13 protein-coding genes are annotated in these 18,713 nt (G+C 48.3%); 5 read left to right on the top strand and 8 right to left on the bottom strand.

The genetic code is table 11. The features are described from left to right. Positions 1-19 precede the first annotated feature (19 nt). Positions 20-1,027, top strand: a complete 1,008-nt coding sequence (locus tag NST33_RS02705) for a BMP family ABC transporter substrate-binding protein (RefSeq protein WP_221823701.1) — start codon at positions 20-22, stop codon at positions 1,025-1,027. 26 nt (positions 1,028-1,053) lie between these two features. Next, the gene (locus NST33_RS02700) at positions 1,054-2,706 is read left to right on the top strand and encodes a methyl-accepting chemotaxis protein (protein WP_221823703.1); all 1,653 of its coding nucleotides are present in this window, start codon (positions 1,054-1,056) and stop codon (positions 2,704-2,706) included. 521 nt (positions 2,707-3,227) lie between these two features. On the opposite strand, the gene NST33_RS02695 is transcribed toward NST33_RS02700, so the two are convergent. From NST33_RS02695 to NST33_RS02685, 3 genes are all read right to left on the bottom strand, one after another. Then, entirely contained in the window at positions 3,228-4,907 is a 1,680-nt protein-coding gene (locus NST33_RS02695) for an NAD(P)H-hydrate dehydratase (protein ID WP_221823705.1), read from the bottom strand. 202 nt (positions 4,908-5,109) lie between these two features. Next, entirely contained in the window at positions 5,110-5,742 is a 633-nt protein-coding gene (locus tag NST33_RS02690) for an NAD(P)H-binding protein (RefSeq protein WP_221823706.1), read from the bottom strand. A 319-nt stretch (positions 5,743-6,061) separates the two neighbouring features. Then, positions 6,062-6,490, bottom strand: coding sequence for a GNAT family N-acetyltransferase (locus tag NST33_RS02685; protein WP_221823708.1), 429 nt, complete (start codon positions 6,488-6,490; stop codon positions 6,062-6,064). Between the two features lie 111 nt (positions 6,491-6,601). Between NST33_RS02685 and NST33_RS02680 the strand changes: the two genes are divergently transcribed. Beyond that, positions 6,602-7,489: a hypothetical protein gene (locus NST33_RS02680; RefSeq protein WP_221823710.1), complete on the top strand. Its 888-nt coding sequence runs from the start codon at positions 6,602-6,604 to the stop codon at positions 7,487-7,489. Positions 7,490-8,116: 627 nt separating this feature from the next. Here NST33_RS02680 and NST33_RS02675 read toward each other — a convergent pair. Beyond that, a complete protein-coding gene (locus NST33_RS02675; RefSeq protein WP_260632932.1) occupies positions 8,117-10,828 on the bottom strand; it encodes an S-layer homology domain-containing protein in 2,712 nt (903 codons plus the stop codon). Between the two features lie 362 nt (positions 10,829-11,190). On the opposite strand from NST33_RS02675, the gene NST33_RS02670 reads away from it, so the two are divergent. Both NST33_RS02670 and NST33_RS02665 read left to right on the top strand, forming a co-directional pair. Further along, positions 11,191-13,512: a helix-turn-helix domain-containing protein gene (locus tag NST33_RS02670; RefSeq protein WP_221823714.1), complete on the top strand. Its 2,322-nt coding sequence runs from the start codon at positions 11,191-11,193 to the stop codon at positions 13,510-13,512. Positions 13,513-13,731: 219 nt separating this feature from the next. After that, a complete protein-coding gene (locus tag NST33_RS02665) occupies positions 13,732-15,270 on the top strand; it encodes an extracellular solute-binding protein (protein WP_313771495.1) in 1,539 nt (512 codons plus the stop codon). Between the two features lie 98 nt (positions 15,271-15,368). On the opposite strand, the gene NST33_RS02660 is transcribed toward NST33_RS02665, so the two are convergent. From NST33_RS02660 to NST33_RS02645, 4 genes are all read right to left on the bottom strand, one after another. After that, a complete protein-coding gene (locus NST33_RS02660) occupies positions 15,369-15,608 on the bottom strand; it encodes a YezD family protein (protein WP_036607453.1) in 240 nt (79 codons plus the stop codon). A gap of 156 nt (positions 15,609-15,764) precedes the next feature. Beyond that, a complete protein-coding gene (cysW, locus tag NST33_RS02655; protein WP_221823718.1) occupies positions 15,765-16,640 on the bottom strand; it encodes a sulfate ABC transporter permease subunit CysW in 876 nt (291 codons plus the stop codon). Between the two features lie 67 nt (positions 16,641-16,707). Beyond that, entirely contained in the window at positions 16,708-17,544 is an 837-nt protein-coding gene (gene cysT / locus NST33_RS02650) for a sulfate ABC transporter permease subunit CysT (RefSeq protein WP_145325621.1), read from the bottom strand. A gap of 87 nt (positions 17,545-17,631) precedes the next feature. Then, a complete protein-coding gene (locus NST33_RS02645) occupies positions 17,632-18,711 on the bottom strand; it encodes a sulfate ABC transporter substrate-binding protein (protein WP_221823720.1) in 1,080 nt (359 codons plus the stop codon). Positions 18,712-18,713: the final 2 nt, after the last annotated feature.

Here is an 18,713-nt window from a genome sequence, read left to right as displayed (position 1 = left end):
AGAAATGAGGGTACCACATATGAAAACAAACAAGAACAGACGCGCAGGTCTAGGTCTCACCCTAATGTTGATCCTGACGGTACTGATCCTGGGGGCATGTTCGGCCAATAATACAACAACGGCAACAGACACAAGAACGAAGGTTGGAATCGTGCTTACGGAAGTGGGTCTGGGTGACCGTTCTTTTAATGATGCTGCTTTTGATGGACTGGTTCAGGCCAGAAATGAGAAAAGCATTGTCTTTGACTATCGTGAACCAGGCGAGAATGCCGAAGTTGCATTTGAAGAGTTTGCGGAAGCCAAATTTGATCTGGTTATCGGCCTGAGTGATGTTGTCCAAGCGGATATGGAGAAAGTTGCAGCCAAATATCCTGACCAGCAGTTCCTCATGATTGACAGTCAGTCCGAACTGCCTAACATCGCCTCCATTTCATTCCGGGCGGAAGAAGGAAGTTATCTGGCAGGCGTTATTGCTGCTATGGCTTCAACGGAAGATCATGTTGGCTTCATTGGTGGAATGGAGATACCTGTCCTTCGTAATTTCGAGCAGGGTTTTAAACAAGGTGTTCTGGCTGTCAAGCCGGATGCAACCGTTGATGCCGTCTACGCAGGGGACTTCGGTGATGCTGATCTCGGTGAACAACTGGCTGCACAGATGATTCAGGAGAAGGGCGCTGACGTGATCTACGTTGCTGCCGGTCTCACAGGCGTAGGCGCACTGACGGAGATTCAGAAATTAGGGAAATACGCCATCGGTGTAGATACCGATCAATTCTTTTTGGCGGAAAAAGCCATTCTTACGTCCATGCTGAAAAATGTGGATGTCTCTATCTATAATGCCGTTAACACGTTTGTTCAAAACAATCATACCTTCCCTCAAAAGGAAATCGTGGAGGGGCTGGCGGAGAACGCCGTGGGTCTGACTGCTCTACATAATATCACGCTCAGTGATGAACAACAGCAAACCTTCGAAGATCTGAAGGCAAAGATCTCTTCCGGTCAAATCAAAATTAAGCTTGATCAATAACCCATCGGATACGAGGAGGTACGCTCATGAAACTACAGGGAAAACTGATATTTAATGCTCTAATTTCACTGCTTCTATGCCTTGTGCTAGTGGCTTATATCATCATGCAATTGCTCGGCATGAATGCCAAAAATCAAAATCTGGTACCCGCCATGCTCAAGGTGAGTGAACTGAATGCCAATCAGATTCAGACCCAGCAGGCGCTGGATGTCTACTCATTCTCCATGACAGCAGGAAACCAGGACGCCGTACTTCGCTTGCTGGATGAAGGCCAAACGATGATTCAGGAGCTTACGGACGGATTGCTCGAAACAGATCAGCAGTTACAACTTATTCAGTCCATCGAGACAAAATTAGAAGCTCTCAACCAGGGAGCCACAGAAGCGATGAGCAAGATGAACAGTGCGGAAGCAAAACGTTACAGCACTCGGGTTCGGGGCATACAGAATGATATCTATTCGTTAGATGAGATGACTCGGGATCGTTATGATCAATATACGGTTGATTTGGAACATGACATTCAGCAAACGTGGCAAGCCGCTCTGGCAGGAGCCATCGTATTGCTCGTCGCCGTAATGCTGTTTAATATGTATACTTCACGTCAGATCGCCAAACGTATTCGTACACTCAAAGACGCCGCTGGACAAATTGCGGACGGTGACCTGACCGGACAATTACCGGAAGCTCGGGGCAAAGATGAACTCGATGACCTGAGTCGCTCCTTCGGTATCATGACTCATAATATTCGTGGCATTATTCAGTCGATTGGTGAAGCGGGTCAGCGGGTCGATCTGATGGCACAAGATATTGACCGCGGTAATGATACAGCCCAAGCGATCGTACAGCAAGTATCCCGCACCACGGAGGAACTCTCGATTGGCAGTCAAAAGATTGCCGAGGATCTGAGTGAAACGGTGATGGTTGTGGACAAAATGCAGTCTACTTTCAATAGCAATCTGGAGGCCACTTCCCAATCGGTGATCGATGGTCGTGAAGTATTAACTACCGTTGAGGAAGGTAATAAGGCTGTAGCAGAGCAACTCCGCCTGGCCGAAGTGAATCGCATGGCGATGTCCGAGGTGGAACAAACGGTGCGGGAACTGGAAGAAAGCGCGGTTCGAATCACTACGATGACGGCATATGTATCGGAGATTGCCAAACAAACGACCATGCTCTCGTTAAATGCCTCCATAGAGGCTGCTCGCGCTGGAGAAGCCGGACGTGGCTTCGCTGTTGTTGCCGGCGAGGTGAACAAACTCGCCGAACAATCTGCGCAATCGGTCAAACATATCTATGCGGCTGTGGGCGAAATCACAACCTCCATGGACAAGGTGAAGAACTCTGTAGCACAGAGCATGCAGCTATTCGGCGAACAGGAACAAGCCACAAGCCAGACTCGTGAATCCTTCTCCGCCATTCGTGGAAGTGTGGAGCGGATTAGTACCGGCATCCATCAGCTTGCTGAGGACATGCAACACTCCAATGAACTCAGTACACAGGTGCAACAGGCCATCGAAAATATCAGTGCCATCACCCAGCAGTCAGCTGCCAGCAGTGAAGAGATTACCGCCTCCACGTCGGAACAACAACGTTCCTTCGCTGATGCAAGTATCAAGGTGAAGTCATTGCGTGATATCAGCGCAGAGATGCATCAGGAGCTGCTGCGATTCCGGTTGTAATCAAGATGTCGGGAGAATTCGGACCGGGCGTAGTTCGGATGTCGTTTAGATGCAGGTTAGATGCAGATTATAGGCAAGTTATGGGCAGGTTATAAGCAAGCCAGGATCAGGTAGCGTGAACATACAAACATAAAAACAAATAAAGGGGAGTCTCCGTCATGGATCATGACAGGGCTCCCCTTTTCAATAGCTAATCGCTGTTTCATCTAATCATCGTTCCCATGGCACGCGCAAGACGGTAAGCAGACACGAAAGTTGATAACAAGGTATCAGCGTTTCAGATCCAAACGTTTAACAAACTGAGCAAACCTTATTGGGCCACTCATTGCAGATTCTAAAAACTAACGAATCTCAGGCATTCTATTCCCTAATTCAGCCTGGTTTTACAGGTATATTCTCTGAAATACACAGAAATAACGTGGATAAGGTTCGTTAGCTTTTGCTCCTCCATGTATACCGTGGCATAAGGTGTGTAAGATTCGTTAGAGCACTGACGAGCTTGTCCCACACCTGCCCCATCCTCACAGTGCGTCGATGATGTCTCCGGCCAGTAGAGACGACGGGTCACCGCGCAGCAGGGCTGCGCGTTCGGCGGCCTGTCCGTGGAGATATACGCCGAACGCGGCGGCTTGCTCCGCGCTGAGCCCTTGGGCAAGCAGACCGGCGATGATGCCGGTCAATACGTCTCCGGCACCGCCAGTTGCCATGCCGGCGTGCCCGGTGGTGTTGATGTACGCCTCGCCGGTTGGCGTTGCGATGACCGTTCGTGCTCCCTTGAGCACAAGGGTCACGCCCTGCTCGCGGGCGTATTTTGCAGCGTGTCCAATGCGGTCACGCTGCACTTCCTGGGTCGACATGCCCAGCAGTCGGCCCATCTCGCCAGGGTGCGGCGTCAGGATTGTCGCCGCACTTCGCTGGCCCCAGTCGCGAGGCCCCTCTGGGCCAGCGTCTGCCAGCATGTTGAGGGCGTCCGCGTCGATGATCAGCGGACGATCCGTATGTTGCCACAGACGGCGCAGCCATTCTGTGTCGCCCTGGAAGCGGCCAAGGCCGGGGCCGGTCGCGAGCACGTCGCGGCTCTCCGCGAGACGCAGCACGGCGTCGGCGGAAGCCGCGTTCCATTCGCCGCTGTCGCCATCGGCGGCGGCAGCGAGCATGAGCTCGGGTACGGTGCCGATGACATGCGGCAGCAGTGCCGCGGGCAGCGCCCATGTGGCGAGCCCGCAGCCTGCGCGCAGCGCGGCTTTGGCCGAGAGCAGGCCAGCGCCGCTCATCGGCAATCTTCCTGCGGCCAGCAACACGTGGCCGTAGGTGCCCTTGTGGCCGTCCGGTGCCCGGAGACGGCCTGTATCCACGCGCAGCGCACCGCGCAGCACCTCGTCCGTCAGCAGACGGACCGAGGGGCCATGCTCTGGCGCAAGCCGCGCGGGAATGCCGATGGCGCTCACCACGATGCGCCCCGCGGCAGAAGCACCCGGGTACTGCACCAGCCCACGCTTAAGCAGCGCGAGGCATACGGTCACCCGGGCTTGAATGCAGGGCTCGTACACCTCTCCGGTGTCGGCGTCCAGCCCGCTTGGCACATCGGCGGACACGACCGGCTTGCCGCTGTCGTTCGCCGCCTCGATCAGCGCCGCGTAAGCTCCCCGCGGCGCTCCCTTCGAGCCGGTGCCCAACAGCGCATCCACGATGCCTGTGCACCGGCTGAAGTCCACGGCTTCGCGCCCGTGGACAAGAGCAGGGATGCCAAGCTTCGCGGCGGCATCCCGTTGCATTGCGGCTTCGCCCCGCAGTGCATCAGGGGCATCGGCATAGACCAATGTCACGCCAAGCCCTGCTTCAACCAAATGGCGCGCGGCCACCAGCCCATCGCCGCCATTATTGCCCTTGCCGATCAGCATGTACCACTGCTGATCTCCCGGGCGCTCCATCACCAGCGCCGGATCGGCGATGATGTCGCCACCATACCCTTGCCGATCACCGGGCCCGGTGTGTGCCCGCCTCGCATCTGTCTTGCTGTTATAGCCAAGCCTTACTGAATCCGCAAGCCTGCCTTCTGCCTGCCCTTCCCGGCACAGCTTGATCACTTCCTCAGCAATGGCTCGTCCTGCATTCTCCATCAGACTTGCTGCCGGAATACCGAGCTGATGAATGGTATGCTCGTCCACAGCTCTCATCTGTTCAGCGGTTACGATAAACAACGTTCATCCCTCCCCGTGACAAGCTCATCTCATACCTAAAAGCAACAACTTCACACTAAACGCTGCATCCTATATTTGTATCTCTATCTTTCCCTTAACCTCATATAGTTACCATGATGCGCTCCATGCATCATTGGAAGCTCTATTAATCCCGTGTACGAGACCTTCAGATTAAATCATCCATTCCAAAGCCTGTCTACGCTTAATAACCTACCGTAAACCGAGCTTGGATAAATTGCGGATCGTCCAGTTCATCCACCAAAGCCGCTGCAAAATCACCAACCGAAATCGAGCTTTCCCCGATATCATCCGTAATCACACGGTTCATGCCAACCCGGAATTGGCCTGTCCGACGTCCTGTTGTGATTGTCGCAGCAGGGCTCATGTAGGTCCAGTGAATACCTGATGCTTCAATCAGGTCATAGGCTTCTGCATGTGCTTTTGCCAGTGGTTTGACTTCCTCCGGGAATCCCGGCGTATCCATCAGCATATCACTGGAATCAGTCAGCAAGCTTCCTGCTCCACCAACCACAACCAGCCGTCCTGCTTTTGCACGGCGCACACCTTCAATTAATGAGCGTGTGACTTCCAGCATTTCTTCTTCTTCTCCAAACTTCGGTCCATACGCACTCACAACCACTTCTTGACCCGCTGCAAAATCTGCCACCTGATCCGGGTTAAGCAGATCTCCCTGTTCTACACGCAAACGCTCATGAACCATCTCAATCTTCGACGGATCACGCACCACCGCTGTCACTTCATGCCCACGATCCATCAGCTCCCACAGTATCGTCTTGCCAATCGCTCCGGTTGCTCCAAAAATGGTTACTTTCATATGAATTCCCTCTTTTCTGTAGATATCATCTCATCAACTTACCGTTATTTTAATACTTAATCCTATTGTTATATACCTTAAACGGCTCACGCCATCTTAAACCGGATGTGAACAACTTGTAAACCTATCTCTTACAGCTTATATGTAGAAAAATAATCTTTACTTCAACTAGCGGAAGAAACACTGACACTCTTAAGTATCCCCTCTCTCCGCCAGCACTCAACACGAATCATGAAAAAAGCCGCTAAATGCGGCTATACTAAGATAATTTCATACGACCTAAGTCTATTCTTATCTTAAAATTTCAGTTTTCGTTCCGCTAGGTAGTCGATCCTTCTTCTCCCTGCCTCCACCACATACCCTCCGATTTTGGGCTGGTGTATTCAAATCCAAATTGAGCATACAGGCGATCAGCCGGAACATCCGCCAGCAGACTGACCAGACCACGGGCAGGTACTGCTTCACGCAGATAATTCATAATCTCGCTCATGATCAGTCTTCCATACCCCATTCCCTGAACATCCGGGTGTACAGCAATATCGACGACCTGAAAGAAACAACCTCCATCTCCAATCACTCGCCCCATGCCTATCAGCATATCCTCTTCACGCAGACATACGGCAAACAGGCTATTCGGTAATCCAATCTCCGCCCCTTCCCTGCTCATTGCACTAAGGCCGGCAATCTGCCGCAAGGCAAGATACTCCACCGCTGCGGGTGGTGTGTGTTCAATATTCACATGATCCATGAATTGTGCCCCTTTCTGCTTGAATTCATCTACTTCCTGTGTAATAGTGAGAGAAAGCTTACGTGAAGCGTGTTTCATGATACGTGAAGTTGGTGCAAAGGAGGAACAAGTGTGTTTCAACGTTGGATTGAAGATCTAACATCGCGCCCAGGCACTGTGGCTGTGCTGTTTGGAGTCATGGCTTTGCTTCTGGGGATATACATATGGTCTGCCACTGAAGTTCGCCGCAGCCACGAAAGGCGAATGAGAAGGATACGAGATACATTATACATAAGTACAGCCCTCTTGGGACAACTTACCATCCAGGAAAATCGGAATTATGAACGATCGGAACACGAACATGACGATCTGATAACAGCAATGTTAGCCTGCAAAGCTGCATCTTACCTATCCCCTCAGCTACAGGACCAGATCCGTGACTGTATTAAGGATCATGATTCTGCCCGACTTGGCCTGATGCACAGAGCACTGGAACGGGAATGCACCGTATTATCGGATGAACTCAGCCGGGAGACTTATGCAGATCATTGGGGCACAGCGGTCTGGACCATCCTTCGGCCCATAGCCGAACCAGCCGCACTGGCGGCCACAGGGTTTCTGATTACAGATCTGGTATTTCGTCAGCGAATGTTGGACGTCCCTGTGGACTCATGGGACAGCATCTTGCCATGGATTCGCGCGATTTCCCTGATGATCACCATAATATATGGTTACCTGCTCTGGGCCAGCCCACGACGCGATAGGTCAAGTACAGTAACCAAAATGCTCTCCTTGCTGATCGCACTATGCTCCTTGCTCCATCTGATTGGACCTGCTGCTGCGCCCTACGCCCTTGGATTACAGCTGATTATATTTACTTCTGGTTTCGGGTTGACTGGGACACGCTCTCGAAGTGATCGCCCCTACGCAGGACATACGGATCTGGAACCAACAAAGCAAGTCTCTACGGAACTGGAAGGGAATACACGTCGTACATCTGGTACCAACACCGAAGAATAACCTACGCATCCAGCCGCTTCCGTATGATTAAACTTAGATAGATAGGAGACTCGGTCCTCCCTCGCTGGATTTTCACTGATCAGGTCATGTCTCCTTACTCGGCATGTTATACGATGATGGATGTCAGTGTCCCAAAATTGTAAAGAACCTCAGACACGTTATTTCCCAAAATCGCTCGATAAAAACGCTCTAAAACGCCGTACATTTCGATATAACGTGTCTCAGATTCGTTAGCGCTCACTCCCTGCTCATGCTCTGTTCCAAGCGCACTGAGAGGACAACCTCGTGTCCCTCTCGTACAAAGCGAAAATTTTCATTAATAGAAGAAAATAGGAGAATCGCCTTTGCGACATCCTGATCGCTAGCTCGTACATTCAGTATGCAGAGTATGCAGCATGCTTCCCTACTCTGGACCCGTTCATGTAAGCGTCGGCTTTCAGTAAGTTTGAAGACACGCTTTAAATTCTGCAAGTCTGTACGCAAAAAGGGCTGAAACTACATTGTAGCTTCAGCCCTTTTCTATATTACTAATTTTGTCTTGCGAAGAATGATCGGAAGGTTATTCTGTCATCGAAGTGGCATGTGTAACATACTTTAGTCACTTTATATCATGGATAATTACTTCACTTATTTGGCTACAACATGTGCAATGACGCGGCCCTTTTCGTACGTGACAGTCACGTCATAACCATCTGCCGTTACACTGTCGAATTCACCTGTGATTCCATTAGCCGTGATTAACGTAATATCTTTGGAACCTTCAATCTTATGCTTGGACAAGTCGAGTTTGAGACTTCCTCCATCAATATAGAGCTTTCTGCCGACATTCAGCTGACTGTTGTTATCAGTCACTACCAATTCCAACGTACTGTTATCCATGGTAAAGTTTCTATTTAAGTTGAGTGCGCCGTCGACATCAACGACAACTGTTCCATTTTCTACATACAGATCACCTGTACCAAAAGCAGTTTCAGATTCGGCTACCAGCGTTCCTGCTTGCAGTAATGTTCCGCCAGTGTAGCTATTTTTCCCTGTCAATGTAAGGGTTCCTGTTCCTTTTTTCGTAAGCATTCCACTACCGGTAATATCATTTCTCCACCAGTCTTCTGCATTAAAGCGCCCTTTGGAAGCGTCCATATCCACAGTTACATTGTTCAAGAATGCACCGTATCCATCCGCAGCCGTGACCAGATCAATTCTACCCCAGCCCTTGGATTCATCCAGTACAGGATATCCAGAGTCAATGGATGTTGTATACAACACTTGTCTGCGTTGCTCATCTGTTAAATACGGTTGACGCGTTTCCAACAGGACTTCTGCTCCTTGCGGTACAACTGGAGCCAAACCTTTGGTTCCGGTTTGTGGTAGACCGTAAGTCATCTTTTCTCTATAGAAGGCTTTATTGGCATCATGATCTTCCCATTTGTGTTCATCATAAGCACTCTTGAACGTGTAATCCTCAGTTACGGTGTGTGCATACTCATACAGACTCATATTTTTTTCCTTGGCTGCAGCTCCAAATACTTCTCCGGCATTCTCATAACCTTTCTCTAACACATCTTTGTTCTCAGCCTGATTAAGTGCATATGCAGCCATGGCTGTGGATTGTATTCTTCCTCCTATAACATCAAGCGGCGAGTGCATCCCCGTTACGACTCGATTCTCTCCCAACTGAGCTGCTCTCGTTAACAATTCAGCGAATCGTTCTGGTGTAGCGTATGCCAAAGGAAATACGGATAAGTAAGCTGCACTGGTATGTCCGCTCGGAAATCCGCCATCTTTTCCTCTTCCATCCTCAGCGATTCGTTTGACATAACTTAAGGCAGGAATAAGCTTAACGTTGGTTTCGTATTGCTGGTAATGTTTTTCTCCTGTAGATTTGGTGCCGCCTGAAGCCAAAGGTACTTCTTTTTTCTCACCTTCGCCCATGGTTTCCCATACAGGCAATCCTTTGCTGTCAACAACTTCTTTCACTTCTCCATTGGAATTCATTCTCCACGGTCTTGGGGAAGAGTAGAAATATTTAGAGGGATTAGATGAGGCAGGAATTTTGAATCGAACCAGATCAACCAAATTAACCAAGTCTGAAAGCTCCGTTTTTTCATCCCAATCTCCAATACCTTGGCTTTCATCTTCCACTGTTTCTTCGGTCAATACCACATTCATCTCGTCCACCGTTCGTTCAACGTTGGTCTTTGGCTTGATGATATCTACATACGTGTTAGCCAACGGACCAAAGCCCTCCATCACGCTATAGATCTTATCTCTTTGGTCATCATAGTAGGCTGCCAAAGCCTCTTCACCCGTGCGGTTTTGCGTGACCTTTTCGACATATTTGATATTGGCTTCCCAAGTCGCTTTGTTTCGGATCTCTTCATTTGCATATGTTTTCTGATCAGCGACGGCTACGGTTGGGTCATTTTTAAATCCGTCATAATAAGGGGACGGTCCATCTCCATACTTTGCATTTTTTCCGTCAGCTCCAATTTTGGTTGCCGCTGTTCCATCTCGCCAATCCGCTTGGTTCATGGACCATACTTGATCAAAACCGTCCAAAATATCAATAAATGGATTGGTTTCCGCAATATTTTTCAAGGTGTCGTCTCCAGCATTGGCTCCGTGCTTCACGGCGGACAACCGAGCTTCATCTGCTGGGGGGTTAACATTCAGCACGGTTGCCGTTCCTTTTGGCTTAGCTGGTTTGGCAGCTGTAGTAGCATCTGTTTCCACAGCCTTAACGAGCGCAGACACCGCTTCGGCACGAGTAATGGAATTAAGCGGTTTGAAGCTTCCATCTGCATAACCAGCGATAATTTTCGCTGCTGCCGCTCCACCTACCGCTCCCTTGCTCCACGCCGCAATAGACGATGAATCGCTAAATACATTCGCTGCTGTTTCATTTAACTCCAAGTTCAAAATGCCAGCGATCACTTTAGCTGCTTCTTGACGGGTAATCGGATCTTGCGGCTTCATTGTGCCATCGGTGTATCCATCTATATATCCATTCGCATTTGCAATAGAAATTGCTTCGTAATACCATGCACTCTCAGACACATCGTTAAAGGTAATTTTAGCTTGTCCGGAATATCCAAAAGCACCGTTTACCAAATTCATAAATTCTGCTCTGGTAATATACGTATTTGGTTTGAAGGAATGATCCAGGTAACCTCGAATTAATCCTTCATCACCCCATGCTTGAATATTTGCTTCCGCCCAGTGTCCCTTAATATCAGAGAACTGAATCTTCTGATCGGCTGCAAAACTCTTCTCTGCAAATGTCGGACCTACCATAGACAACATTAGAAGTAATGCCAGTGACTTTTTAAGTGGTTTTCTCATGGCTTGCAAATACACGCTCCCGTTATGGTAAATTATTTTTTTGCTTCTGCATCTGCAAATGAGTAAGAAAGACTCTATACAGATGTCTGATCTGCCGTTACTGTAGCATTAGGGAGCGTTTCGCATCTATAGAACAAATTCCGTTTTATATCAAAATCGTACGTTTCGGAGCTTATATGCCAAGAAAATGGAGTTAGATACTACTTTATCAATTAAAATACCTACTTTTGTAAACGCTTTATTAACTGAAAGTAAATTATGGAGTGGGAGTTTGTTAAATTTCGATCAACATGATTTCTAGTCCTCGGCCTGCTATATAATGATGAAGTTGTTTAGAAAAGAGACATGAAGGGGGAAAAAGAATGCATAAGCCATTTCAATCTGTGAGATCCAAAATGGTTCTTTCCTACCTTGCAGTCGTTCTTGTCATTGCGCTTCTTTTCGGCTCCATTCTATACCTTTTCTTCTCCCATCAATACAGCAAAGAGATTCGAATCAATAATCAACTTTCGCTGAAAAGCACCGTCAATACTATTGAGAGCTCCGTGATCCAGAAGGTGAATCAGGTCTATCTGTCCCTGGCACTCGGTAACGCAGCAAGTATCGATTTAGATAGCTTAAAAGGAAACCATAGCAAAATCTTGGACATCGAACAGTCCCTCAAAAATATGGTGCAAAATTATTCGGATCTCATTGAAGCTATTCATGTGTACGATACGAGGAACCACTTCATCGTCTCATCTGTATATGGGCTATTGCTCTATGAGGACACGCCTTCGAGTGTGGATCATACGACGGATTGGATTGCTGCGATGAAAGAGACTCCAGAAAGCTCCTTATGGATGAAGACTCGCATGGTGCCTCAGGATGCTTATATCGAATCACGGGAACAGGGCAATATGAGTCATCTAATTTCCTATGTCCATAGTTACCCGTTTCAATCGTCTGGACAAGACAGTAAGGCCATGATTGCGATTGATATCAAAGAATCAGCGATCAGTCAGATCATTAAAAATATGATCCCTGCTGACTATGCAAATACATTAATCATCGATCAGGACGGAACCGTCATATCTGCCGCGGACAAAACGTTGATAGGCAGCTCCACGGAGGAGAATCTAACGCAGTCGCTCCTTGCCTATCATTCTTCAGATGAGAGCTTCGCACCTGTATTTAACTATGACTCTCATGTCGTCACCCAAGATCAATTTAAAGGAAATGCATGGAGAATATACACAACCACACCTAATGAAAGCTTCTATTATAAATTGGATAGCTTAAAAGAAATTTCGGTTTTTCTTGGCTTGTTGGCTGTCGCAGTTGGGATCGTGATGTCCTCCATTTTTACCAGGGCCAACTATAGTCCTCTTAAGCGAATCATGAATAACATCAAGAGCCGGATGGACAGCCCAACCAGCTTAAAGCAAGACGAATATCGGTTCATCGATACAACGTTTAACAGTCTGTCCAATAAAGTTGATAGTCTTGAAGAAACCTTACAGGCCAATCACAGAATGATTAAGCATAGTATCATGCTTAATATGTTAAATAATCGATTTACACCCGAGGAACTTTCAGAACAGCTCCAGTCTGTTCACATTTCAATGGCTTACTCTCGCTTCCGTTGCATCGTCATTGACCCCGTCAATGAGAAGTGGAAGGATCTGCAGCCACGACAGTTGCAGCATACGTTGTATACGATGATCCAGCAACTGGAGCTCACAGAAATGGATGAAACTCAACTACTGGCAGAGGAATTGCAGGATCACAAAATAGCAGTAATCATCTGTACCAACCAACCCGAAGAACCGCTCTCTGATCACATTGTGGACTTTATTCACGCTGAGGCGAGCAGCAGATTTGGCCTGGAATTTGTACTATCGTTAGGCGGATGGGTAGAACACTTCACGAAGATTCACACAAGCTATCATCAGGCGAATATCCTGATTCGCTACAGCTACTTCTTTCCCGAGCAGTCTGCCATTCAGGATCTTGATCTTCTGAACAGGGAAGCCAGCAGTTTGGAAATTCCGGAGTCATACCTCGTCAACTTTGAAAAGAAATTGCAGACTCGGGATGTGCAAGGTACGGTTGAGGCCATTCAGAAATTGGTCGCGACAATAAAGGAAGGCCCCTATTCCGCCGAATACAGCCGTATCATATTATTAAAAACGGTATCTATTTACGCGGAGTGTATTAATCAGGTGCGCCTGCAACCCGCCGAGGCGAGTTCATTGAATATGTACAAGCAACTTTCATTGTTCTACAATATCAACCGCTATTCGGAATGGATGATTCATCTCGTGACCGAATTTGTGATGCAGATGGAGAAGCGCAGCGAGGTACGAAGTGTGGATACCATCTCGGCTGTCAAAGCCTATATTCACGAGCACTTATCGGGCGATCTCACGCTGGATCATGTCTCAGAGCAAGTATTCATCAGCCCTAAATATCTCAGTAAACTTTTCAAGGAAGAAACCGGGATTGTTTATTCCGAATATGTTACGAATCAGAGAATGGAACGCGCACGGGAACTCATGACACAACGCGAAATTACAGTTGAGCAGGTCGCAAGTTCGGTCGGTTACCGTACCCCTGCTTATTTCATTAAGAAGTTCAAAGAAATTCACGGCTGTACACCAAAAAACTTCATGCGCAGTCTAATGGAACAGGGATCTATATAGGTTCAATTAGGAATATTTACACGGACACTCCGATGACAGAACAACCTTCCGATCGCTGTTATTGTGTAAATGTTAAATTGAACCTATATAGAATTTAAAATTAGTAAAGGAGCTGCTATGAACCTTAACCTGTCAAGAAAGCTATGTCTATTGATTGCTACATCTATTCTTATAGGATTGATGAACGGTTGTACCTTTCTAAACAGGGAAGGATCACAAGTGCAACAGCAGGACCATTTGGAAAGTCCTGAGAAGGAGACAGTACCGCAATATACGATATCCTGGACCATGCATCAAAATATTGCTGTTCCTGTGGACGCGGAGATGATTGCATATATTGAGGATCAGTTTGATGTCGATCTGGAGGTGTGGAATCTTGAGAACAAGCGGTACGAGGAACTGCTGGACCTGGAGCTTGCTCAAGGGAAGATACCCGATCTGTTTCGAATCAGACAACCGCATGATCTGCTTAAATATCAAATGCAAGGGGTATTAGCGGAAATCTCCCCAGAAGTCCTTGAACAATATGCGCCAAATATCGTGCAGCGAATTCGCGATTATGATTCACGTTATTTAGAGTATGGAAAAATAAACGGTGGCTTATATGGAATTCCGGTCATTAATCAGACCAATATCTATCGAACTCCTGTTGTATACCGAGAGGACTGGCTTAAGCAGCTTGGTCTGGAGGTTCCGAAGACATTAGATGAATTTGAAACGGTTATGTATGCTTTTGCCAAAGATGATCCGGACGGAAATGGTAAACAGGATACGTATGGCCTATCCAGAGAGGGCTTAAATGTCGTGTTTGGCGCTTTTGGACAGTCCGTTTTCACCGAGCAACTATATTTTAATGAAAAAAACAACCAACTCGTGATCGGCGCTTTGGAGCCTGAGATGAAAAAAACCCTGACTTATATGCAAAAGTGGTATCAGGACGGGATTATTGACCCCGAGTTTATAACCGGCGAAAATAAAGGTGGATATAAACATCTATCCCATACTTTTATTAATGGAAAAATTGGGATGACCTCAATGGGCAACTACTATCATTGGAATCAAGAGGGAGACTACAGTGTCCTTAATGAAAATGGTCAAGAAACCCCAGTGAGAGCCTCGTTCAATGTTAATGAGCTGTTACAGAAGAACGCAACTGCAGAAGTTGTATTTGGTTCTCCTGTTATTGGTCCTGATGGACATAGCGGTTCAAAAGGGAACAATCTGCTGATGAATTTTATTGCTATAGGTGCTGAGGCTGCGAAGGAGCCGGGAAAACTGGAGGAAATTCTGGAGATACTCGATTATGTAAGTGCCAACCCCGATCCGGAGGAGCAGATCAAAATGGAGTATGGCCTTCCAGGAAAACACTGGAATTGGAGCGCTGAAGATTCAAACTCGTTCCATTTACTTTACCCATACAACAGAATGGAGAATTATATTAATAGGATCGGCTCAAGTATCGGCATGACGGTTCCAGGTACACCCTCGGATAAACGTGAACAGTGGGCTGCATCTGCAGGGTTGACGGAGAATGGTATCTATAATCGCCTGGAGGTTGCAACCCCTGCCCTGATTCAATATTCATCTGAATTGATTCGCATGAGAGACAGAGCGTACATCTCCATCATCACTGGCGATCAGCCTGTGGGGTATTTCGATACCTTTGTGGAAGAAGTCATGGATGCAGGTGGGCAACAGGTGCTGCTTGAAGCGAATCATTGGTATAAGGAGCATATGGAGACAAGTCGCGCACAATAGATAGGATGATTTGGAACATGCATTTCCCATGAGTTTCTGAAAAGTATACATTTGTGTTCCTATGCACCCATTCTCGTTTCCTGACGCCGTGTCACTCGCTATCCCTTTGCACTCGCATTGGATCCGCGTAGTGAACGGGCTGAACTGCTTCGTGCCGTGCTTCCGGATTTGGAGGCGCTGCCTGAGGGCGTGTTCTCAAAACGCTTGCGTTCGGTCCGCTCCATCTGCACAATCTGACCTTCGTGCACTACGATATGCAATGAACCAAACTCCATGTCATTCAGCTGTCCGGCAATTCGGTCCAACCATACCTCATCCACTTTTAACGGCTTAGCCATAGAGCTGCCTCCTCTTCTCGGGCTATTGCCCGCCATATTCCTAAGTACGCTGTCATCCAACGGATTTATAAATCATTCTTTTCCAACCTATATACTTGGTTTATACATTATCAGGGCTTCCAGTAGCTGTCAATCTGTATTTTCTTCTTCTCAAAATCACTTTTCTGAGACGGCTTTGTGTCCAAGCCAGCTCTTGAGCAGCAACGTGGCAAGAGCCAGAATCAGGAGCAGGGAAGCTACAGCAAACGAAGCCGAGAATTGATATTCGTTATACAAAATCTCGACATGAAGGGGTAACGTATTGGTCTCCCCGCGGATATGCCCGGATACCACAGATACGGCTCCGAACTCGCCCATAGCACGGGCATTACACAGAATAATGCCGTACAGCAGCCCCCATTTGATGTTGGGCAAGGTTACACTCCAGAAGATTCGCCACCCGGAAGCACCTAGTGTAACCGCCGCTTCCTCTTCCCGGGTTCCCTGGTCCTCCATTAGTGGAATCAGCTCCCTCGCTACGAAGGGGAAGGTAATAAACAGCGTTGCAATCACAATGCCTGGCAGCGCAAAAATGATTTTGATATCATGTTCGGACAGCCACGGCCCTAACCACCCATTCGAACCAAAGACCAATACAAAGATCAACCCGCCCACCACAGGCGAGATGGAAAAGGGAAGATCAATCAGGGTAATCATGAGTCCTTTGCCCTTGAACTGGAACTTGGTAATGACCCATGCAGCGGCCACACCAAATATCGTATTCAGCGGCACTGTAATCGCCGCAACCAATAACGTGAGTTTCAGTGCAGACATGGCATCCGGCTCGGTAAGAGCCGCGATGTACACAACCCAGCCCTGCTTCAACGCCTCCATGAGCACAATGGCCAGTGGCAAAATAAGCAGCCAGATGAGTACCAGGCTTGCCAGTCCGATTAACAACCATTTGACCCATCGAGCCTCCGTTGTTGCACGATTAGTTCCACGCCTGGTCTTTACGGGTGGAACAGGGCTCAGTGGGATAGAACCCGCCATATGCTGCACCTCCTTTGGTTTCGGTGAGTGACGTCTTTTAATATACTTATTCCACCATGCCTCATTGTCATGCTCTGCCCGCCTTTCGGCTCCAACGTTGCAAGGAATTAATGATCAGTAGCAGGATGAAAGAAACCAGAAGCAGCAGCAAAGCTACAGCTGTAGCGCCTGCATAATCGAACTGCTCCAGCTTGGCCATGATCAGTAAGGGAGCAATCTCCGTTTTCATCGGCATATTGCCTGAGATAAATACAACCGAGCCATATTCGCCAATGCCCCGGGCAAAAGCCAGAGCAAAACCCGTCAGCAGCGGTGGGATCAGATCTGGCAGCAGAATGGTACGGAATATCCGCCATCTTCCTGCCCCCAGTGTGGCAGCCGCCTCTTCCACCTCAGCCTCCAGCTCCTCCAACACCGGTTGCACCGTGCGAACTACAAACGGAATTCCTATAAACATCAGCGCCAGCGTAATCCCGGCCTGTGAATAAGCGAGCTTGATGCCCAAAGGCTCTACAAACTGCCCAATCCAGCCATTGCCGGCATAGATCGCCGTAAGAGCAACCCCTGCTACTGCCGTTGGCAAGGCAAAAGGCAGATCAATGACCGCATCAAATAGCCTTTTGCCCGGAAATTCATACCGAACAAGCACCCATGCCAGGAGTAGTCCCAGCACGAGATCAATCAGCGCCGCTGCACCTGCCGTCAGGAAGCTGACCTGGAAGGAAGCCAGCACCCTGGGATTAGTTGCAACTTCAATCATGGTTGCCCACGTCAGCCCTGTGGAGTTAAACAACAGCGCAGCCAGTGGAATAAGTACAACCAGGCTCAGGTAGAGTACACTGTAACCCATCGTTAATCCAAATCCCGGCAATGTGCGTCTCCGCGCCACCATCACCTTGCTCATGCACGTTCATCCTCTCTGCCTTCAGCCGGCAAGGCTGGTTGGCCGCTCACAGCGCGATTGATCGGTTGTTCATTGAACAGAATAACCTTAGCTGCCTGGAACATAGATCTGGTCGAAGATACCACCGTCATTGAAATGTTTGGCCTGAGTATCCCGCCATGTACCGAATACATCTTTCAACGTGAACAGTTCAAGCGCCGGGAACTGATCCTTGAATTTTTCCTCCACGCTGTCCAGCGTTGGGCGGTAATAATTTTCAGAGGCAATTGTCTGTCCTTCTTCACTGTACAAATATTTCAGATAGGCATCCGCCACGTCGCGGCTTCCTTTTTTGTCTGCATTTTTATCCACAATCGCAACCGGTGGTTCAGCCAAGATACTAACCGAAGGCACGACAATATCGAATTTGTCCGGACCCAACTCTTTTACCGATAGGAAAGCTTCATTTTCCCAAGCAAGTAGCACATCACCGATGCCACGTTCAACAAACGTTGTCGTAGATCCGCGAGCACCGGAATCCAGTACAGGCGCATGTTTGAACAATTCACCAACAAATTCCTTCGCTTTCTCTTCATCATTGTTATTATGCTTAAGGGCATATCCCCATGCCGCCAGATAGTTCCAGCGTGCTCCGCCGGACGTTTTGGGATTCGGGGTGATGACTTGCGTATCCCCTGTGATCAGATCATCCCAGTCCTTGATGCCCTTTGGATTACCCTTACGCACAAGGAATACAATCGTAGAGGTGTAAGGAGCGCTGTTATGCTCGTATTTGTCCTGCCAGCCTTCGTTAATCAGACCTTTATCTTCAATCGCATCAATATCGTATCCCAATGCCAGCGTCACCACGTCTGCATCCAGCCCGTCAATAACAGAACGGCTCTGTTTGCCCGAGCCCCCATGAGATTGCTTGATGGTCACTTCCTGGCCTTTCTCTTTCAACCAATGCGCCGCAAACGCTTTGTTATATTGCTCATAGAGTTCCCGTGTTGGATCGTAGGAAACATTCAGCAGTTCGATGGCCTTGGCCCCTTCCTTGCCGCCTTCCGCTCCCCCCGATGTTCCTGCCGCACTGGACCCCCCGCTATCCGATCCGCATGCTGCCAGAACTCCTGTTAATACCAGTGCCAGACCAACCAGAATACCCTTGTGAATTCTCTTTTTCATTA

The sequence above is a fragment of the Paenibacillus sp. FSL L8-0435 genome, from assembly GCF_037965655.1.
Taxonomy (GTDB): Bacteria; Bacillota; Bacilli; order Paenibacillales; family Paenibacillaceae; genus Paenibacillus.
Note: the sequence above shows the minus strand (reverse complement) of the source record. Positions and strands in the feature narration are given on the sequence as shown.